The organism is Marinibacterium sp. SX1 (assembly GCF_050389775.1).
Lineage (GTDB): Bacteria > Pseudomonadota > Alphaproteobacteria > Rhodobacterales > Rhodobacteraceae > Marinibacterium.
This window is the reverse complement of record NZ_CP177145.1, coordinates 276183-296236: the sequence shown is the minus strand read 5'-3', so window position 1 is coordinate 296236 and position 20054 is coordinate 276183. Positions and strand designations below refer to the sequence as shown.

Below are 20054 nucleotides of genomic sequence, written 5' to 3'. Positions count from 1 at the left end.
TGACATGCAGCGCCAAGTCGATCGGCTGATGGCCGAGATGACGCTTGCCGAGAAAATCGGCCAGCTCAACCTTCTGGCGGCCGGCGAAGGTCTGACCACCGGGGCGAAACAGGATACACCGCTGGCCCAGAGGCTGGATGCCGGGGCGGTCGGGGCGATTTTCGGCACCAAGTCGCTGGCCTCGGCCCGGGCCATGCAGGACCGCGCGCTGGCCGGCTCGCGCCTGGGCATTCCGCTGTTCTTCGCCGAGGATGTCATCCATGGCCACCGCACGGTGTTCCCGCTGCCCGTGGCCCTGGCCTGCAGCTGGGACCTGGACCTGGTCGAGGAGACCTCGGCCTTTGCCGCGGCCGAAGCCGCGTCGGAAGGGCTGCACCAGGTCTATGCGCCGATGATCGACATTTCCCGCGATGCCCGCTGGGGCCGGGTGGCCGAAAGCCCGGGCGAAGACCCGCTGCTGGCGTCGCGCATCGCGGTGGCGGCAACCCGCGGGTTCCAGGGGCGGGATATTGCCGGTGCCGGCCGGGTGGCCGCCTGCCTCAAGCATTTTGTCGCCTACGGCGCGCCCGACAGCGGCCGGGATTACGACAATGCCAGCCTGTCCTGGGAAGACCTGCTGTCGATCTACCTGCCGCCCTTTGCCGCCGGCGTGGCCGAAGGCGCGGCCAGCGTCATGGCCTCGTTCAACGCGGTCAACAAGCTGGCCATGCATGCCCACGCGCCGCTGATCGAAGGCTGGCTGCGCGGCCGGACGGGCTTTGGCGGGCTGGTCGTGTCCGATTACACCGGGGTCAAGGAACTGACGGCCCACGGGTTGGGCCCGGCGCCGGTCGTCGTGGCCCGGGCGCTGCATGCGGGCATCGACATGGACATGGTCGGCGAGGATTACCTGGCCGAACTGCCGGCCCTGGCCCGCGACGGCCTGTCGGCTCCCGATGCCGGGGTGGCCTTTTCCGCCGACGAGATCCGCGGGCTGATCGACCGGGCCTGCCACCGGGTGCTCAGCTTCAAGGCTGCGCTCGGCCTGCTCGACGATCCGTTCCGGGGCATCGGCGACACCGAGGCGCCATCGCGGCTGAGCGGGCGCAAGCTGGCCCGCCGGGCCGCGGCGCGGTCGGCCGTGCTGCTGAAGAACGACGGCGTGCTGCCGCTGGACGATGCCACGGGCGTGGCGCTGATCGGGCCCTTTGCCCGCGACCGGCGCAACATGTTGGGCACCTGGGCGGTGTCGGGCAATTCCGACGACGTGGTCAGCCTGTCCGATGCCGTGGCCGCCCTGACCGGGCGCATGCCGGACACGGCATGGGGGGCCAATATCGTGGCCGACAGCTGGCTGGAACGGCGGCTGAACGTGCATGGCACCACGGTCGAGGCCGACCCGCGTACCGAGGCAGACCTGCTGCTCGAAGCGCTGGAGGTCGCGCGGCGGTCCGAGGTCATCGTGGTGACCGTGGGCGAGGCCAAGGAACATGCCGGCGAGAGTTCGTCGTCTCTGTCGCCGGCCCTGCCAGAGGCGCATCACCGGCTGGTCGCCGCGCTGAAGGAAACCGGCAAGCCCGTGGTGGTCATTGTCTTTGCCGGCCGGCCGCTGGCGCTGGGGTCGGTGGCCGAGAATGCCGATGCCCTGCTCTATGCCTGGCACGGCGGGATTTCCGGGCCCGAAGGCGTGGCCGACCTGCTGTTCGGCGCGGCCAGCCCCTCGGCCCGGCTGTGTGTCACGCTGCCCCTGCACCCGGGCGAAGTGCCGGTCAGCCATGCCGAGGAACCCACCGGCCGGCCGTTCCCGGGTGTCTTCCAGAAGTTCCGTACCGGCTGGCTGGACCTGCCCGACGGGCTGACCCGGTTCCCCTTTGGCTTCGGGCTGGGTTATGGCGACATGCGGTATGGCCCGCCGCGCCTGTCGGCCGCCCGGGCCCATGCCGGCGACAAGGTCCTGCTCAGCCTGACGGTCGAGAATGCCGGCCCGCGCGAGGCGGTCGAAACCGTCCAGCTCTATGCCTCGGACCCGGTGGCCCGGATCACCCGGCCGGCCCGGTTCATGATCGATTTCAAGCAGATCACCCTCAGCCCCGGCGAAAGCCGCGAGGTGGTCTTTGAACTGGATGCCGGCCAGTTCGCCTATCCGCTGGCGCCCTCGCTGGACGCGGCCGAATGGCTGCGCGACCCGGGCCAGATCATCCTGCACGTCGGCCCCAACAGCCGCGATACCCAGCCGGTCGAGCTGACATGGCTGAGCTGATCCGCGGGCTGGACGACGCCGCCCTGCGCGACCGGGTGGCCCAGGCCACGGCGCTGTATTTCCTCGACTGGAGCCATCCGGTTTCGGGCATGGCCCGCGAGCGCAGCGCCGGGGCCTTTGGCTATGACATCGGCGAAACGGTCTGCACCGGGGGCACGGGCTTTGGCCTGCTGGCCCAGGTCGTGGCGGCGGAGCGGGGCTGGCGCCCCCGGCGCGAGATCCTCGACCGGCTGGAACGCATCGTGACCTTCCTGGAACAGGCCGACCGGTTCGACGGGGTCTATCCGCATTTCCTGCAGGGCACGACCGGGCGGGTGCTGCCCTTCATGCCCGGCGACGATGGCGGCGACCTGGTCGAGACGGCCTTCCTGATGCTGGGCCTGCTGGGGGCGGCGGCCTGTTTCACCGAAGCGCCCGAGATCGGCGCGCGGATCACCGCGCTTTACGAAGGGGTGAACTGGGCCGCGCATCTGCGCGACGGCACCGAGCTGATGTGGCACGGCCATCCCGACCGTGATTTCGCCCCGCATGCCCTGCCGATCCGGGGCTGGAACGAATGCCTGCCGGTCTTTGTGCTGGGCGCCGGATCGCCGACCTTTCCGCTGCCGGCGCAGGTCTATCACGACAGCTGGGCCAGCGCGCCGGCGTTTCGCAACGGGCGCGATTACGGGGGAACAATGCTGCCTCTGGGGCCGGATTGGGGCGGGCCGCTGTTCCTGTCGCAATACCCCTTCCTGGGCATCGACCCGCGCGGGCTGCACGACGATTACGCCGATTACGCCGCCCAGGCCCGGGCCCATGCGCTGGTCAACCGCCACCATTGCCTGCAAAATCCCCATGGCTGGGCGGGGTATGGCCCGGAGTGTTGGGGGCTGACGGCCAGCGACGATCCCTCGGGCTATGTCGCCCATGCGCCGACCGAGGACACGGGCACGATCACGCCCACCGCCGCGCTGGGGTCGCTGCCGTTCGTGCCCGGGCCGTCGATGGCCGTGCTGCGCCATTTGCATGACGATCTGGGCGACCGGCTGTGGGGCGAGGCGGGCTTTGTCGATGCCTTCTGCCCGGCCCGGGACTGGGTGGCCGACAGCCGGCTGGCCATCGACCAGGCGCCGATTGTCATCGGCCTGGAAAACCACCGGTCCGGCCTGATCTGGGACCTCGTCTCGTCGCGCCGTGAAATCCGCCGGGGCCTGCTGCGGCTGGGCTTCCGCGCGCCTTACCTCGACCCGGCCAGCGCCTGAACGGCCGTTTCCCGGGCGCCGGTGGCTTCGAGAAAGGCCGCCGCAGACCAGGTCAGCATCAGGCAGGATGTCGGCGCGCCCGTGCTGCGGTCGAACTGCTCGGCCAGCGGCTGGTCGGGGTCGGGCGCGACCTCGTGTACCAACGCCATCCAGCCCTCGGCCCGGTCAAAGGCCGCCCGGTCGCGGTCAAGCGCGGCCAGGCGGTAATGCAGCTCGGCCATGCCCAGGGTGTTGGGAAACCACGGGTTTCCGCCGAAATACACGTCTGTGTCCCAGCGCCCGATGGCCGGTTCGGCCCGGCCCCGGTTGATCGGGTAGAGCGCGCCAAAGACCCGTTCCAGCGCCCGGGCCGTGGCAAGGGTGCTCGGCGCATCCAGGGCCAGCGGGCCATCGTGGCGCCCGGCATGCAGGATGGCCAGCAGGGTGGCGCTGTCCAGCCGGCCACGGTCCTCGATGCTTTCGCCCAGGTAGCCCTGGCCGGGATGCATCGTGTCGGCGATCAGCGCGGCCAGGCGGTCGGCCGCGGCCTGCCAGGGCCCGGCGGGATCGTCCCCGGCGGCCAGGTCCAGCGCATCCCACTGGGCGATCAGGGTAAAGCTGGTGCGCCGCGGCGGCTCTTCCTCCCAGGGGCCGATGGCCGGGCGCCCGGCCACGCGAAGCACATGGGCCAGGTCGCGGGCGATCAGCCGGCGGGCTGCAGGCGTGGCGGCCTCGGGCAGGACCCGGCCCAGGCGCATCAGCCCGGCGGCGCGCAGGGCCGGCCCGTCGTCCTGCGGGCGGCTCCAGCGTTCCAGGTCGGGCCCGCCATCGGCAGCCACGCGCGGTTCGTCCAGCCAGGCCGAGCCGGACAGGGCGGCCAGCTCGGCATCGGGGCGCAGGTACTCCATGTGCGAGGGCAGGGTGGTCGGGCGCAGCGGGTTGCCGGCCGGGCCCTGCCGGTCGGGATCGGAGATGTGCAGGCCGAATGCCACGTGGTCGATCACGGCCTGGCGCCAGAACGGCGCGGCCTCGGGATCGGCCTGCATGGCCTGGGGCACGGCGGCCAGCACGATGGCCGCATCGCGCACCCAATGGTGAAAGTAGTCCGGTTCGGGATCCCAGCTGGCCATGCGCGGCGAGGCCAGGATGGACCCGCGCGCCGGGGCGACCCGCCAGCCAAAGCCTGGCCGGTCGCGCAGAAGCTCGGTGGCCGAGGTGGCCGCGCGCATGGCCCGGGCGGCGGCCAGCCGGCGGGCGGCGATCCAGGGGGCCGGGGCGGTCATGCGCCCACCGCGATCAGCGCGGCGGCCAGCATCGCCGCGCAATCGGGGCCTTCGGGGCAATGGTGCTGGCCGGGGATGGACCCGAAGAAGACCAGCCCGGGTGCGGCCGCGCCAAAGGCCCGGGCATGGGCCGGCGTGACCAGCCCGTCACAGGCCCCGGTCACGACGGCCAACGGCGCGGCGCTGGTGGCCAGGACCGGCGCGGCATCGGCCCGGTCAAGCTCCTGTCGGTAGAGCGGTGCCTCGGCCTCGAGCTCGGCCATGGCCTGGGGGCCCATCGCCCGGCGGGCGGCCAGCAGGCGCGGGCCGGACAGCACCGGCGAGACGGCCAGCAGGTGGGCCAGCCCGGGCGTCGCGGCCAGCCGGCCCACGGCATAACCGCCGATGCTGTGCCCGGCGAGGGCCAGCGGCACGTCGGGCCAGGCCGTGCGAGCGTGATCCAGCGCCCGGCAGGCGGCGGCGACATGGCCGGCCAGGGTCAGGGCGGCCGGATCGCCCGACCCGGGCAGGGCGGCGGAATGGGGCAGTTCGGGCCGGACCACGCGCCAGCCCCGGTCGAGATAGGCCGCCGCGACCTGGGCGATCTGCGGCTGGTCGGGCGCGCCGTTGCGGCCATGGATCAGCACCACGGTGCCACGCGGGGCGCCGGCCGGTTCGGCCAGGACCAGCGGCAGGGCGGGATCGCCGGGAAGGATCATGCGCCGGGCCTCGGCGGCCCGGCCGGGGGAGGGGGTGCTCATGGGCCAAGCGATACAGCATCGGCCGCGGTGCTCAAAGCCCGGGCGCGGGGCCGGGGCCGGACCGGCGGCAAGAGCCCGCCAATCGCCGGCCCACGAAACATGACAATCCGGCGAGGCCGATGGGAATGCAGCAAAATCCCGCCGCCGCCCCGGGCCGCGCCATTGGCGCTTGGCGTGAACGGCATACATCCGGCAAGATCCTTTTGATCCATGACACCCGTTCCGATCCTGTGTGAGAGACCGCTACGAGATGGCCAGACCTGATGCCCACCGCGCGACCCTGTCGCGTTCCACCCTGCTTTCCACGGCCATGCCGCGCCGGCGCTTCCTGGGGGCCGCCGCCGCCACGCTGAGCGCCCCGGCGCTGTTGCCCGCCCGCATGGCCATGTCGCAGGACGCGGCCTTTTCCTTTGACGCGCTCAGCGCCCGCATGCAGGCGCTGGCCGCCGAACCCTATGCCGAGCCCGAGCCGGTGCACGGCTTCCTGGCCGATCTCGATTACGATGCCTACCTGCGCATCCGGTTCCGGCCCGAAAAGGCCCGCTGGTCCGAGGAAGGCTCGGCCTTCCGGCTGCATGCCTTCCACCCCGGCTGGCTGTTCAACACCCCGGTCAAGATCCACGAGATCGTTGATGGCATGGTCGAGGAAATGTCCTTTACCACCAACGATTTCGAATATGGCTCGCCCGAGCTGGCCGCCGAGGTGCCGGCCGATGCCGAGATGCCCGGCGTGGCCGGGTTCCGGCTGCATACGCCGCTGAACCGGGCCGACATCTTCGACGAGCTGGTCGTCTTCCAGGGCGCCAGCTATTTCCGGGCGCTCGGCCGGGGCAATTCCTACGGGCTCAGCGCCCGGGGCCTGGCGCTGAACACCGGCCTGCCCGAGGGTGAGGAATTCCCCCGGTTCTCCGAGGTCTGGCTGCAACGCCCCCGGCCGGGCGAACGGTCGCTGACGCTTTACGCCGCGCTGGACAGCCCGTCGGTCACCGGGGCCTACCGCTTTGTGATCTCGCCGGGCGAGACGACCTCGATGGAAGTGACCGCGCGGGTCTACCTGCGCGAGGACGTGACCGAACTGGGCATCGCGCCGCTGACCTCGATGTATCTCTTTGGCGGGGCCGACATGGGCGGGTTCGACGATTATCGCGCGGCCGTGCATGACAGCGAGGCGCTGGTGGTCAACGAACGGTCGGGCGAGACGGTCTTTCGGGCGTTGAACAACCCGCCGCAGCTGGGCAATTCCTACATGGATTCGGTCAACCCGGCGTCCTTCGGGCTGGTCCAGCGCAGCCGGGCCTTCGAGGATTACCTCGACGCCCAGGCCCATTACGGCAAGCGCCCGTCGCTGATGGTCGAACCGCTCGGCGACTGGGGGCCGGGGGCCGTGCGGCTGGTCGAGATCCCGTCGGACCTGGAGGTCAACGACAATATCGTGGCCTACTGGGTGCCCGAGGGAGAGCGCAAGGCCGGGGACGCGCTGGATTATTCCTATCGCCTGCATTGGGGCATGACCCCGCCGGGCGCCGCGCCGCGCGACCTGGCACGGGTGGTGCGCACGCGGGTCGGCGAAGGCGGCGTGGCCGGGGTCGAGGAAAAGACCGACACGCGCAAATTCGTCATCGATTTCGCCGGCGGCCTGCTGGGCAGCCTGCCCAGCGATGCCGAGGTCGAGCCCGAGGTCGAAGTGACCGGCGGTGAATTGGCCGAGACCGTGCTGAGCGCGGTTCCGGGCAAGGACCTGTGGCGGATGGTTGTCGAGGTGCGGGCTGAGAAGGGATCTGTTGTCGAGATCCAGGCCGGCGTCCGGGGCTACGAGCGCCGGCTGTCGGAAACCTGGGCCTTCCAGTGGATCGACGCCTGACCGCGCGGCCGGTCGGTCCCGACATCGTTGCAAGCTGACCCCGGCGGGTGCCTGAAAAACAGGCGCCCGCCTTTTTCGTGGCGGGGTTTTCGCCCCCTGTCCGGCCCGTGACCGGCCTGCCCCCGAACTGGAGGGTTGCCAAATTGCAGTAATACTAAATTATAGTATTGCTTAAATTCAGGCATGGTCAGACGGAAAGGCAGGGCGACATGGCGCAATACAGGGTTGGGATCGACATCGGCGGCACCTTCACGGACCTGTTCCTGAGCGCCCCCGGCCAGGACACCCCGGCCCTGCACAAGACGCTGACCACGCCTGACGATCCCTCGCGCGGGGCGCTGACCGGGCTGACCGAGCTGCTGGCCCGCGAGGGTCTGGACATGGCCGAGCTGGGCGAGATCGTGCATGGCACGACGCTGGTGACCAATGCCGTGATCGAACGGGTGGGGGCCAGGGTCGGGCTGCTGACCACGACCGGTTTCCGCGACACGCTGGAGATCGGCAACGAGCAGCGCTACGACATCTACGACCTCGACCTGGCCTTCCCCGAGCCGCTGGTCAGCCGCGACCTGCGGCGCGAGGTCGACGGCCGGCTCGACGGGCTGGGCCGCGAGGTCACGCCGCTGGACGAGGCCGGTCTGCGCACCGAGCTGGACCTGCTGGTGGCCGAGGGCTGCACGGCGATTGCCATCTGTTTCATCCATGCCTACCGCAACCCGGCGCATGAGCTGCGCGCGGCCGAGATCGTCAAGGCGGCTTATCCCGACCTGGCCGTGTCGGTCTCGTCGGCCGTGGTGGGCGAGATTTCCGAATATCCGCGTTTCGTGACGACCTGCGCCAATGCCTTTGTCCAGCCGTTGATGGCCGAGTACCTGGCCCGGCTGGAACGCGAACTGGCCGGCCGGGGCTTTGCCGGGTCGCTGCGGCTGATGACCTCGGCCGGCGGGCTGGTGCCCGTCGACACCGCCCGGGCGCTGCCCATCCGGCTGCTGGAAAGCGGCCCGGCCGGCGGGGCGCTGGCCACGGCCTGGTTCGGCCGTGCGGCGGGGCTGTCGGACGTTCTCAGCTTTGACATGGGCGGGACCACGGCCAAGGCCTGCCTGATCGAAGGCGGCGCGCCGCATATCGCCCCGGTGCTGGAAGCCGGGCGGGAACACCGGTTCAAGAACGGCTCGGGCCTGCCGGTCCGGGCGCCGACGGTCGACATGATCGAGATCGGCGCCGGCGGCGGGTCGATCGCCTCGATCGACGGGGTGGGCCTGCTGAAGGTCGGGCCGCGCAGCGCGGGGGCCGCCCCGGGGCCGGCCTGTTACGGGCGCGGGGGCCAGGACCCGACCGTCACCGATGCGTCGGTCCTGCTGGGCTATTACGATCCCGACCGTTTCCTGGGCGGCAAGATGGCGCTGGACCGGGCGGCGGCCGAAACGGCCATGGCCAAGGTGGCCGGGCCGCTGGGCCTGACCGCCACCGAAGCGGCCTGGGGCATCCACCAGACGGTGGCCGAATCCATGGCCTCGGCGGCGCAGATCCACATGGTCGAAAAGGGCCGCGACCCGCGCGGATATGCGATGATCGGGTTTGGCGGGGCCGGCCCGGCCTTTGCCGCCCGGGTCGCGCGGATCCTGGGCGTGGGCGAGGTGATCATCCCGCCGGCCTCGGGCGCGGCCTCGGCCCTGGGCTTCCTGTCGGCGCCCCTGGCCGTCGACCTGGTGCGGTCGCGGCCGATGCAGATGGCCGAAGCCCTGTCGGGTGGCATCGACGCCCTGGCCGCCGACATGCGCGCCGAGGCGCTGGCCGAGCTGACCGCCGCCGGGGTGGGTGAGGCCGATGCGGCCTTTGACATCACCCTCGACATGCGCCTGAAGGGCCAGCTGCACGTGGTTGCCGTGCCCCTGCCCGAAGGCGGGCTGGATGCATCGGCCGAACCGGCGCTGCGGGCCGGGTTCGAAAGCGTCTACCTCGATCGCTATTCCCGCCGCCCGGCCGATGCGCCGCTGGAAATCCTGTCGCTGCGCCTGCGCGCGCGCGGTCCCGCGCCGGCGCTGTCGGTTGGCCGGGCCGCCGAACGTGCCGGTGCCGCCACGCCGCACAGCCGCGAGGTCTGGACCGGCGCCGAATGGGAACCCGCCGCGGTCCACCTGCGGGCCGAGCTGGCCGTGGGCCAGGAAATCACCGGCCCGGCGATCATCGAGGAACCGGAATCGACCACCCTGGTGCCCAAGGGCGACCGGGCCATGCTGGATACGGCGGGCAACCTGCGCATCACCATCGGGCTTGACGCCGAGACCCGGGTGACCGTGACCGGCGACCTGCCCCTGGCCGAGGCCCGGGCGATCCTGGAACGCGATCCGATCGCGCTGGAAATCATGTGGGCCCGGCTGGTCACGGTGACCGAGGACATGTGGCAGACCGTCTGCCGCACGGCCTTTTCGCTGATCATCTCGGAAAGCCAGGATTTCGGCTGTGCCCTGCTGGACCCAACGGGCGAGACCATTGCCCATTCGGCCCGGGTCATGCCGGTGTTCAACATCACCCTGCCGCGCGCCGTGCGGCATATCCTCAAGACCTACCCGGCCGAGCAGATGCGCGAAGGTGATGTCTATGTCACCAACGATCCCTGGGAATGCGCCGGCCATCTCTTTGACATTGCCGTGGTCACCCCGGTCTTTGCCGAGGGCCGTGTCGTGGCGCTGGCCGCGACGGTCGGCCATGTCGGCGACATCGGCGGGCTGCGCAGCGGGCTGGCCGCGCGCGAGGTCTTCGAAGAGGGCCTGCAGATCCCGCCGATGCGCCTGTTGCGCGGGGGCGAGGAGAACGAGGACATCTTCCGCCTGATGTTCCACAACGTGCGCGAGCCGGGCCAGGTGCTGGGCGACGTGCGGTCGCTGGTCACGGCCAATGCCCGGGGCGCGGCGCAGGTGCTGCGGTTCCTGCAGGAATACGGGCTGCGCGACCTCAGGGCGCTGGCCGCCGTGTTGCAGGACCGGTCCGAAGCGGCGATGCGCGCGGCGATCCGGGCGCTGCCCGACGGCACCTATCGCTCGACCGTCGATTTCAACCCGCTGGGCACGCGGATGACCCTGCCGATGGCCCTGACCGTGGCCGACGACCGGATCGAGGTCGATTTCGCCGGCGCTCCGCCGCAGGTGCCGCTGGGAGGGATCAACTGCACGCTCAGCTATACCGAGGCCCATGCGACCTATCCGCTGAAATGCATGCTGACGCCCGGGGTGCGGGGCAATGCCGGCTGTTACCGGGCGTTCACCGTCAAGGCGCCGGAGCGGTCAATCCTGAACTGCGCCCATCCAGCACCGGTCAGCCTGCGCACGCGGACGGGCTGGTATTCCTCGCCCAACATCTTTCGGGCCATGGCCGAAACCGTGCCCGGCGCGGTGCGGGCCTATTCCGGCCTGCCCAGCGTACTGACCTTCTGGGGCACCGATGCCGAGGGCCAGCCGTTCTCGGAAATGCTGCTGATGGGCGGTGGCCAGGGTGCGGGGCAGGGGCTGGACGGGCGCGGCGCGCTTCTCTGGCCGACCTCGGCGGCCTCGTCCTCGCTGGAGCTGCTGGAACAGCGGCTGCCGATCATCGTGCAGGAAAAGGGCTTTGTGACCGACAGCGGCGGGCCCGGCGCGGCCCGGGGCGGCCCGGCCACGCGCATCCGCGTGCGCCGGCGCGATGCGGCGGGCGAGATGACCTGCCAGGTTGCGCCCGAAGGCGTCGACCTGCCCGTCGAGGGGCTGCATGGCGGCGCGCCGGGGCTGAGCGCCCGGGCGACGATCACCTCGGGCGAGACGGTCACCGATTGCGGCACCGGCGGGATGTTCCCGCTGGCCGGGTGCGACGACGAGGTCGAACTGATCCTGAGCGCGGGCAGCGGCTTCGGCCCGGCGGCCGAGCGCCCGGTGCCGGATGTCGAGCGCGATGTGCGCCTGGGGCTGGTGTCGCCCGAGATGGCCGAGACCGCCTATCAGCTGGGCGCCCGCAAGGAGAAAGCTGCCTGAACGGGCAGTTTTCCTTGACGGAATCAGGGAAACCGTCACAAAATTTTAGTATTACTTAAAAACGGGTATCTCTTGGCAGATGAATCGACACAGAATCCGGGCAAGCCGGACGCGGGGCGGCAGGACCCCGGCAAGCCCGCGATCGGGGCCAAGCTGCGGGCCCGGCGCCGGGCGCTCAAGCTGACCCTGCAGGAAGTGGCCGAGGGGGCGGGCCTGTCGACAGGGTTCATGAGCCAGGCCGAACGCGACATCGCCGTGCCCTCGCTGACCTCATTGCACCGGATCTGTGGCGTGCTGGGCATTGCCGTGCATGATGTGCTGCCCGGCTCGGGCCCCGCGCCCGAGGCCACCCGCCACGACGCCCGGCCGAAACTGTCGCTGGGCCAGCACAACCCGGCCGTCACCGCCTATGAGCGGATCTCGACGACCTTCCCGGGATCGGTGCTGAACGCGGTCATCATCCGCGAGGCGCCGGGTTATCGCAGCGAACCGCAGAGCCACGAGGGCGAAGAGATCTTCTTTGTGCTCGAAGGCGCCTGCACCGTCGAACTGGAAGGCAACCGGGTGGTGATGGAAGCCGGCGACAGCCTGCATTTCTCGTCCCAGCGGCTGCATTCCACCTGGAACCACACCGACAGCGAAACGGCGATCCTTCATGTCTGCACGATGGATGTCTTCGGCGATCGCATCACCTCTGCCGAAGACATTCCCGGCGTCCACGCCGGCCACGAAGCCGCCCTTTTGCAAGCCGCCGGAGAGCAGGAATGACCGCCTGGACCCAATTCGCCCAAGCCGCCGCCGGCGATGACCTCGACGCGCTCTTTGCCGCGCTCTGCGCGCTGGTGCAGGAGGAAATCGGCGCCGGGCTGTTCACCGTGATGACCTTTGATCCCGGTACCCGGCTGGCCCGCCGGCGCTGGTCGAACATGGCCGCCGAATACCCGCCCGGAGGCACCAAGCCTATGCCGCCGACCGATTGGGGCACGCAGGTCCTGGACAACCACCAGCCCTTCGTCGCCCATGTCCCGGCCGATTTCGCGCCGCATTTCCCCGATCACGAACTGATCGTCAGCCTGGGTTTCGAAAGCTGCCTGAACCTGCCCGTCGTCGTCAACGGCGAGGTGCTGGGCACGCTGAACTGCCTGGACGTGGCGCACCATTACACGCCCGAAAAGGTCGCCCGCGCCGCGCGGCTGATCGCCCCGGGCGCGCTTTGCCTGATGCTGGAACGCAGGGCCAACCCGGAGGAGACATCCGCATGACCAAGACCACGACCCGTGTGGCAACCGACGTGGGCGGCACATTCACCGACATGGTCTGTTTCGAGACCGATCTCGACACCGGGGAAAGCCGCATCACCACGGCCAAGTCCGACACCACGCCGCCGAATTTCGAACAGGGCGTGCTGAACGTGCTGGCAAAGGGTGGGGTCGATCCGGCGGGCGTCGATTTCATGGCCCATGGCACCACCGTCGTCATCAACGCCCTGACCGAACGCAAGGGCGTCAAGGTCGGGCTGATCACCACCGAAGGCTTCCGCGACACGCTGGAAATCGCGCGCGGCAACCGGCCCGATTTCTTCAACCTGCATTACGAAAAGCCCGAACCCTTCGTGCCCCGTTACCTGCGTTGCGAGGTCCCCGGGCGGATCAGCTACCAGGGCGCCGAGACCGAGGCCCTGGACCTGTCGGGCCTGCCCGCGATCCTCGATGGCTTCAAGGCCGACGGCGTGCAGGCGGTGGCCGTGTCGCTGCTGCATTCCTATGCCAACCCGACCCACGAACAGGCCGTGCTGGAGGCGATCCGCGCCCATTGGCCCGAGGTCTCGGCCGTGGGATCGCACCAGATCAGCCGCGAATGGCGCGAATACGAACGGGGCAATTCGGCCGTGCTGTCGGCCTATGTCCAACCCGTCGCCGAACGCTACCTGCGCCGGCTGGAATCCGGTCTGACCGAGGGCGGCTTTGACGGCCAGCTTTATGTCATGCAGTCCAATTGCGGCGTCGACACGTTGGATGCCACCTCGCGCATCCCGATCACCATGGTCGAAAGCGGCCCGGCCTCGGGGTTCTGGGGCGCGGCCGAGCTCGGCAAGCTGATCGGCGAGCCCAACGTGCTGGCGCTGGATATCGGCGGGACCACCGCGAAATGCTCGCTGATCGAGGACGGCGAGGTCAAGATCATGACCGACTACTGGATCGAGCGGGACCGGACCAGCGCCGGCTACCCGATCATGGTGCCGGTCGTCGACCTGGTGGAAATTGGCAATGGCGGCGGGTCGATCGCCTGGGTCGATGATTTCGGCAAGCTGCACGTGGGCCCGCAATCGGCCGGCGCCATGCCGGGCCCGGCGGCCTATGGCAAGGGCGGGACCGAGGCCACGACCACCGACGCCAACCTCTGGCTGGGCCGGATCAACCGCGATTACTTCTGCGGCGGCGCGGTCGAGGCCGACATGGAAGCCACCGGCGCGGCCCTGCAAAAGGTCGCCGACAACCTGGGCGTCGACCGCGACCAGGCTGCGCAGGGCATCGTGCGGATTGCCAACAACAACATGGTCAACGCGCTGAAGCTGGTCTCGCTCAACCGGGGCCACGATCCGCGCGACTTCGTGCTGGTGGCCTTTGGCGGCGGCGGTGCAATGCATGCTGTGGCGCTGGCCCAGGAGCTGGGCGTCAAGAAGGTGGTCATTCCTACCGGCGCGTCGGTGTTCTCGGCCTGGGGCATGATGATGTCCGACCTGCGGCGCGACTATTTCCTGACCGCGCTGGCCGACATGGGCGACGGTGCGGCCGAGGGGCTGGAGGCCCGCTTTGCCGAGACCGAGGCCCAGGCCCGCGATCAATTCGCCGCCGAGGGCGTGGCCGCGGAAAAGGTCATCCTGAAACGGTTCGGCAAGTTCCGTTACCAGAACCAGGAACACACCGTTGAAGTCCCCATCGACGGCACCGTGACCGAAGCCGCGCTGGCCAAGATCGCCGCCGATTTCCACGAGGCCTATGAAAAGGAATACACCTACCGCCTGTCCGCGCCGGTCGAGATGGTGGGCATCCATGTCATCGCCTCGGCCGAGGTCGGCAAGCTGAAACCGGTCGAACACGCCCTGACCGACACGCCCGCGAGCGCGGCGCAGAAGGGTACGCGCGATGTCGACTACGCCACCGAGGGCACCCACGCGGCCGCGATCTATGACGGCGAAAAACTGTTGCCGGGCATGGCCTTCGATGGCCCGGCCATCGTCGAGGACCCGGGCACGACCATTGTCATCCATCCGGGCAACCGGGTCGAGGTCGACCGCTGGGGCAACCTGCACATCCTGCTGTCGGTCGCGGCCGAAACCCCCGTGATGGAGGCCGTCTGATGGCGCTTGATCCGATCACTTCCGAGATCATCCAGAACTCGCTGCAGGCCGCCGCCGACGAGATGTTCGTGGCAATGAAGAAGACGGCCATGTCGTCGATCATCTACGAGGTGCTCGACATGGGCACCGGCATTCTCGATGCGCAGGGCGAGATCGCGTCTTCGGGCGCGGGCATCCCGGCCTTTGTCGGCGTGCTGGACAAGGCCGTGAAGGTCATCGCCGCCAAGTTCCCGGCGGATGTGGTCAAGGACGGCGACGTTTATGCCACCAATGATCCCTTCTACGGCGGCGTCACCCACCTGAACGACATCATCGTCGCCATGCCGGTCTTTGCCGAGGGCAAGCTGGTCGCCTGGACGGCCAATATCGCGCATAACTCGGACGTGGGCGGCATGGCCCCGGGCTCGCTGACCGGCGAGGCGACCGAGATCTTTCAGGAGGGTCTGCGCCTGCCCGCGATCCAGCTGGTCGAGGCGGGCAAGCCCATCGCCTCGGTCTTCGAGATCCTGACGGTCAACAGCCGCATGCCAGACGTGCTGGAAGGCGATGTCTGGGCGGCGATTTCGTCGGTGCGCGTGGGCGCCCGGCGGCTGACCCAGCTGGCCGACAAATACGGCGTCGCGGCGTTCGAACAGGCGCTGGCCGACTTCATGGATCACGGCGAAAAGGTCTCGCTCGCCGCGCTCGCCGATCTGCCCAAGGGCAAGTTCGAGCTGGACGAGGAACAGGACGACGGGTCCGTCTTCAACGTCAAGATCGAGATCACCGACGACAAGTTCATCGTCGACCTGCGCGACAATCCCGACCAGTCGCCCGGGCCGACCAATTCCTGCCGTGACGGGGTGATGGTGTCTGCGCAGATGCTGTTCAAGTCGCTGACCGATCCGCGCGGGCTGGCCAATGCCGGGTCGTTCCGCCCGATCGAGCTGCTGACCCGCAAGGGCAGCGTCTTTGACGCGCAGGAGCCGGCGGCGATGGGGTTCTACTATGAACTCGAACTGCGCGCCTATGACATCATGTGGCGTTGCCTGGCACCCTACATGGCCGACCGGCTGGGCGCGGGGCATTTCGCATCCGTCTGCGGCACCTTCATCGGCGGCGTGCACCCGGATACGGGCCGGCATTACACGATCATCGAGCCGCAGGTCGGCGGCTGGGGCGCGGCGGCCGGGCGCGACGGCAATTCGGCGATCTTCTCGTCCTTCCACGGCGAGACCTACAATTGCCCCGCCGAGATCAACGAGGCCCGCAACGGCGTCATCATCGACCGGATGGAGCTGAACTGCGCGCCGGGCGGCGAAGGCCGCCTGACCGGCGGGCGCGGCGTGGTCATCGACTACCGGACGCGCTCCGAGGATGGCTATGTCACCATCGGCTATACCCGTTCGAAATTCCCGGCCTGGGGGCTGGACGGAGGCCATGACGGCAGCGCCAATTACGTGCGTTTCATGCCGGCTGAAGGCGAGGCCAGCGAATTTGCATTCGTGTCGAACAAGAAGACGAAACCGGGCGATGTGATCCGTGTGATCACAGGCAATGGCGGCGGGCTGGGCGATCCCAAGGACCGGCCCCGCGACATGGTCGCCCGCGACCTGCGCGACGGGCTGATCAGCCCGGAAACCGCAAGGACAATATACGGATACGAGGGAGAGGCGTGATGCCCAAGGATGTGATCACAAACCGCATGGCGGCCCTGCGCGCGTCGATGAAGGACGAAGGCGTCGAGCTGCTGGCGCTTGGTCCCGGGCCGCATATGCAATGGCTGCTGGGCTTTCAGCCCCATGGTGACGAACGCCTGCTGCTGCTGCTGGTCACCCAGGACGGTGCCGAATTTGCCATGCCCGCGCTCGAAGCCGACAGCGCCGGCCAGCACACCGACCTGCCGATGCACCTGTGGGCCGATGCCGAAGGCCCGGGCGCGGCGCTGGATGCGACGCTGGCGGCGGTCAAGGGCCAGGGCGCGATGGTCGTGGCCATCGACGAGGGCATGCGCGCCGATTTCGCGCTGACCCTGCTCGACCTGCTGCCCGGCGCAAAACATGTCTTCACCACCTCGACGCTGGGCCGTCTGCGGATGATGAAGGATGCCGACGAACTTGCCCGGCTGAAGACCAGCGCCCTGCTGGCCGACGAGGCGATGAAAACGGCCTTTGCCGCGATCAAGCCCGGCATGACGGAAAACCAGGTCAAGCAGATCGTCATCGACCGGTTTGCCCAAGACGGCGCCAAGCTGGAATTCGGCATCATCGGCACGGGCGGCAACGGGGCCTTCCCGCACCACCAGACCGGCGAGACCGTTATCCAGAAGGGCGATGCCATCGTCATCGACATCGGCGCGCGGCTGGATGGCATGCCATCCGACATCACCCGCATGTGCGTCGTCGGCGACAAGCCCGAAGGCTATGACGAGATCCATGCCATCGTCGAAGGCGCCGTCCAGGCCGCCATGCGAGCCGCCAAACCGGGCGTCACCGCGCGCGAGATCGACGAGGCCGCGCGCAATCACATCACCCAGGCGGGCTATGGCGATTTCTTCCTGCACCGGACCGGCCACGGGCTGGGGATCGAGGTGCATGAACCGCCCTACATGACCGGCTCGTCCGATACGGTTCTCGAAGAGGGCATGGTGTTTTCCATCGAGCCGGGCATCTACCTGACCGGCCGGTTCGGCCTGCGGCTTGAGGAAATCGTCTACCTGACCAAGGACGGCGCGGTGAAATTCTCGGAACTGCCGCGCGACGTGGCCGTGGCAGGGGCCTGAGACATGCCCCGCGCCTGGCAGATCCACGATTACAGCGGCTACAAGAGCCTCTCGCTTGACACCGTGCCCGCACAAGAGCCGGGGCCGGGCGAGATCCGCATCGCCATCGAGGCCTTTGCCCTGAACTGGGGCGACATGAACCTGATGGAGGACAAGTATTCGTTCTCCTTCCCCGGGTTCCCGGCCCGCGTGGGCATCGAGGCCTGCGGCGTGATCGACGCCATGGGCGCGGATGTCGCGGGCTATACGGTCGGTGACCGGGTCTGCACGCTGCCCTATTTCTACTACGACAAGGGCGCCAGCACCGAGAGCCTGGTGATGGACCCGGCCTATGTGACCAAGGCGCCCGAGGGGCTGAGCCCGGTCGAGGCGGCGTCGGTCTGGATGCAATACCTGACCGCCTATTTCCCGATCTCGGAAATCACGCCGCTTGGCGCGGGGGATTTTGCGCTGGTCACGGCCGGCACCTCGACGGCCGGCAGCGCCATGCTGGAAATCGGCAAGGCCCGGGGGGTAACGATGATCGGCACCACCCGGTCGCCCGCCCATGCCGAGTACATGCGCGCCCGGGGCGCCGACCATGTCATTGTCACCGGCCAGGACGACGTGGCCGCGCGGATCGCAGAGATCACCGGGGGCCGGGGCGTGAACCTGGTCTTCGATCCCGTGGGCGCCGGGCTGATCGGGCAATACGGGCCGGGCCTGGCCCGGGATGCGCGGGTCTATTACTACGGCTCGCTCGATGGCGAACGGCCCGAGCTGCCGTTCACCGATCTCTTCCAGGCCAACGCGGTGTTCCAGGCCTATTCGGTCTTCAACTACGTGCAGGACCCGGTGCTGCTGCCCAGGGGCATCGATTACGTGAAGGCGGCGCTGGCCGGCGGCGACCTCACGCCCAATGTCGACCGGGTCTATCCGATGGAAGACTACATCAAGGCCTGGGATTACCTCAGCCAGCCGCGAACCAGCCACGGCAAGGTCGTGATCGAGACGGGGCTCTGATGACCGACGATCCCTTCACACGCGCGGTCATCCAGGCCGGTCTGACGGCTGCGGCGGACGAGATGTTCGCCGTGCTGAAAAAGACCGCCATGAGCCCGATCATCTACGAGGTGCTCGACGTGGGCACCGGCATCACCGATGCGGCCGGAGAAATCGTGTCCTCGGGCGCGGGTATCCCGGGCTTTGTCGGCGTGCTGGACAAGGCGGTGAAGCGGATCGTCGACTTGCACGGGGACAGCGTGCAGGACGGTGATGTCTTTGTGACCAACGATCCCTACTGGGGCGGGGTCACCCATCTGAACGACGTGGTGGTGGCGCAGCCGGTCTTCGTGAAGGGCGAGTTGCTGGCCTGGACGGCCTCGATCGCCCATTGGAACGACGTGGGCGGCATGACGCCCGGGTCGATGCCCGCCGATGCGGTCGAGATCTTTCAGGAGGGCCTGCGCCTGCCCTGCATCCGGCTCTTTGATGCCGGGCGCAAGATCGACGCCGTGTTCGACATCATCGCCACCAATTCCCGCCTGCCGGATTTCTGCATGGGTGACCTCTGGGCCCAGATCTCGGCCGGGCGGCGGGCGGCAAAGCCCATTGCCGAGATGGCCGCGACCCATGGCACCGATACCTTCCGGGCCGCCATTGCCGCGGCCTTTGCCGAGGGCGAGCAGCGGGCGCGCACGGGCCTCGCCACTCTGCCCCGGGGGCGCTATCCGGTGGCCCAGGAACAGGACGAGGGCGAGACCTGGCATGCGGTGATCGAGATCACCGACGAGGCCTTCGTCATCGACCTGACCGAGGCCCCGGCCCAGAAGCCCGGGCCGTTCAACACCTCGCGCGATGGCACGCTGATCGCCTGCCAGCTGATCTTCAAGGTGCTGACCGACCCCGAGCTTTACGCCAATGCCGGGTCGTTCCGGCCGCTTCGGGTCATCACCAGGCCCGGCACGATCTTCGAGGCCACGGCCCCCGCCCCGCACGGCTATTATTCCGAAACCCGCATCCGCCTGTCGGACATGCTGTGGCAGACCATGGCCCGGGTCATGCCCGACCGCCTGCCCGCCGGGCATTTCGCCTCGATCTGCGGGACGGTCATCGCCGGGGTCCATCCCGACACCGGGCGGCGCTACACGATGGTCGAACCGCAGATGGGCGGCTGGGGGGCGACGGCCGAGCGCGACGGGCTGCATGCCATGTATTCGACCAATCACGGCGACACGTTCAACTGCCCGGTCGAGATCTGCGAGGCCCGCTATGGCATCGATGTCGGCTGGCGTCGGCTGTCGGACAGCGACGCGGGCCAGGGCCTGCACAAGGGCGGCATGGGCATGTCGACCTGCTATCGCCCGCGCGGCACCGCCACGCTGGCCGCCGGCTACAGCCATGTGCGCGTGCCCGTCTGGGGCGCCAATGGCGGCGACCAGGGCGGGCTGAACCGGATTTCCGTGCGCCGCAAGGATGGCACGGGACAGGACTTCTCCTTCGCATCGGGGGTCGTCCTGGCCCCGGGCGACGATCTGCTGATCGAAACCGCGAACGGAGGGGGCTGGGGCGATGCCGCCCCCAACAAACCTATCGAACAATGA

At 69.1% G+C, this 20054-nt stretch carries 13 protein-coding genes; 11 read left to right on the top strand and 2 right to left on the bottom strand.

Annotated features, from left to right (window positions below):
- Positions 1-4: 4 nt before the first annotated feature.
- Together ACK3BB_RS22675 and ACK3BB_RS22670 are read left to right on the top strand one after the other, a co-directional pair.
- Positions 5-2239, top strand: coding sequence for a glycoside hydrolase family 3 N-terminal domain-containing protein (locus tag ACK3BB_RS22675; protein WP_428928917.1), 2235 nt, complete (start codon positions 5-7; stop codon positions 2237-2239).
- Entirely contained in the window at positions 2227-3483 is a 1257-nt protein-coding gene (locus ACK3BB_RS22670) for a glucoamylase family protein (protein WP_428928916.1), read from the top strand. The genes ACK3BB_RS22675 and ACK3BB_RS22670 overlap by 13 nt, the downstream gene beginning before the upstream one ends.
- Here the strand turns inward: ACK3BB_RS22670 and ACK3BB_RS22665 are convergent.
- Both ACK3BB_RS22665 and ACK3BB_RS22660 read right to left on the bottom strand, forming a co-directional pair.
- A complete protein-coding gene (locus ACK3BB_RS22665) occupies positions 3459-4745 on the bottom strand; it encodes a glycoside hydrolase family 15 protein (RefSeq protein WP_428928915.1) in 1287 nt (428 codons plus the stop codon). The two genes, ACK3BB_RS22670 and ACK3BB_RS22665, sit on opposite strands and share 25 nt — an antisense overlap.
- Complete coding sequence (locus ACK3BB_RS22660) at positions 4742-5485, bottom strand: alpha/beta hydrolase (RefSeq protein WP_428928914.1); 744 nt, start codon at positions 5483-5485, stop codon at positions 4742-4744. Before ACK3BB_RS22660 ends, ACK3BB_RS22665 begins: the two co-directional genes overlap by 4 nt.
- A gap of 250 nt (positions 5486-5735) precedes the next feature.
- Between ACK3BB_RS22660 and ACK3BB_RS22655 the strand changes: the two genes are divergently transcribed.
- The 9 genes from ACK3BB_RS22655 (at position 5736) to ACK3BB_RS22615 (ending at position 20054) form a co-directional block, all read left to right on the top strand.
- Positions 5736-7346 (top strand): glucan biosynthesis protein, encoded by a 1611-nt coding sequence (locus ACK3BB_RS22655; RefSeq protein ID WP_428928913.1) that lies wholly within the window; start codon positions 5736-5738, stop codon positions 7344-7346.
- 209 nt (positions 7347-7555) lie between these two features.
- Positions 7556-11350, top strand: a complete 3795-nt coding sequence (locus ACK3BB_RS22650; protein ID WP_428928912.1) for a hydantoinase B/oxoprolinase family protein — start codon at positions 7556-7558, stop codon at positions 11348-11350.
- Between the two features lie 72 nt (positions 11351-11422).
- Complete coding sequence (locus ACK3BB_RS22645) at positions 11423-12118, top strand: helix-turn-helix domain-containing protein (RefSeq protein WP_428928911.1); 696 nt, start codon at positions 11423-11425, stop codon at positions 12116-12118.
- The gene (locus tag ACK3BB_RS22640; protein ID WP_428928910.1) at positions 12115-12612 is read left to right on the top strand and encodes a GAF domain-containing protein; all 498 of its coding nucleotides are present in this window, start codon (positions 12115-12117) and stop codon (positions 12610-12612) included. Before ACK3BB_RS22645 ends, ACK3BB_RS22640 begins: the two co-directional genes overlap by 4 nt.
- On the top strand, positions 12609-14711 hold the full coding sequence (locus ACK3BB_RS22635) for a hydantoinase/oxoprolinase family protein (RefSeq protein ID WP_428928909.1): 2103 nt from the start codon (positions 12609-12611) through the stop codon (positions 14709-14711). Before ACK3BB_RS22640 ends, ACK3BB_RS22635 begins: the two co-directional genes overlap by 4 nt.
- The gene (locus ACK3BB_RS22630) at positions 14711-16369 is read left to right on the top strand and encodes a hydantoinase B/oxoprolinase family protein (RefSeq protein ID WP_428928908.1); all 1659 of its coding nucleotides are present in this window, start codon (positions 14711-14713) and stop codon (positions 16367-16369) included. The genes ACK3BB_RS22635 and ACK3BB_RS22630 overlap by 1 nt, the downstream gene beginning before the upstream one ends.
- A complete protein-coding gene (locus tag ACK3BB_RS22625; RefSeq protein WP_428928907.1) occupies positions 16369-17472 on the top strand; it encodes a M24 family metallopeptidase in 1104 nt (367 codons plus the stop codon). Before ACK3BB_RS22630 ends, ACK3BB_RS22625 begins: the two co-directional genes overlap by 1 nt.
- Before the next feature lie 3 nt (positions 17473-17475).
- Positions 17476-18474, top strand: coding sequence for a zinc-binding dehydrogenase (locus ACK3BB_RS22620; RefSeq protein ID WP_428928906.1), 999 nt, complete (start codon positions 17476-17478; stop codon positions 18472-18474).
- Positions 18474-20054 carry a hydantoinase B/oxoprolinase family protein gene (locus ACK3BB_RS22615; RefSeq protein ID WP_428928905.1) on the top strand — a complete coding sequence of 527 codons (1581 nt, stop codon included), beginning with the start codon at positions 18474-18476 and terminating at the stop codon, positions 20052-20054. The genes ACK3BB_RS22620 and ACK3BB_RS22615 overlap by 1 nt, the downstream gene beginning before the upstream one ends.

Coding starts and splice junctions, on each gene's coding strand:
- ACK3BB_RS22635 (WP_428928909.1), top strand. CDS start 12,609: ATGACCAAGACCACGACCCGTGTGGCAACCGACGTGGGCGGCACATTC.
- ACK3BB_RS22625 (WP_428928907.1), top strand. CDS start 16,369: ATGCCCAAGGATGTGATCACAAACCGCATGGCGGCCCTGCGCGCGTCG.
- ACK3BB_RS22655 (WP_428928913.1), top strand. CDS start 5,736: ATGGCCAGACCTGATGCCCACCGCGCGACCCTGTCGCGTTCCACCCTG.
- ACK3BB_RS22620 (WP_428928906.1), top strand. CDS start 17,476: ATGCCCCGCGCCTGGCAGATCCACGATTACAGCGGCTACAAGAGCCTC.
- ACK3BB_RS22665 (WP_428928915.1), bottom strand. CDS start 4,745: ATGACCGCCCCGGCCCCCTGGATCGCCGCCCGCCGGCTGGCCGCCGCC.
- ACK3BB_RS22615 (WP_428928905.1), top strand. CDS start 18,474: ATGACCGACGATCCCTTCACACGCGCGGTCATCCAGGCCGGTCTGACG.
- ACK3BB_RS22640 (WP_428928910.1), top strand. CDS start 12,115: ATGACCGCCTGGACCCAATTCGCCCAAGCCGCCGCCGGCGATGACCTC.
- ACK3BB_RS22670 (WP_428928916.1), top strand. CDS start 2,227: ATGGCTGAGCTGATCCGCGGGCTGGACGACGCCGCCCTGCGCGACCGG.
- ACK3BB_RS22650 (WP_428928912.1), top strand. CDS start 7,556: ATGGCGCAATACAGGGTTGGGATCGACATCGGCGGCACCTTCACGGAC.
- ACK3BB_RS22630 (WP_428928908.1), top strand. CDS start 14,711: ATGGCGCTTGATCCGATCACTTCCGAGATCATCCAGAACTCGCTGCAG.
- ACK3BB_RS22675 (WP_428928917.1), top strand. CDS start 5: ATGCAGCGCCAAGTCGATCGGCTGATGGCCGAGATGACGCTTGCCGAG.
- ACK3BB_RS22660 (WP_428928914.1), bottom strand. CDS start 5,485: ATGAGCACCCCCTCCCCCGGCCGGGCCGCCGAGGCCCGGCGCATGATC.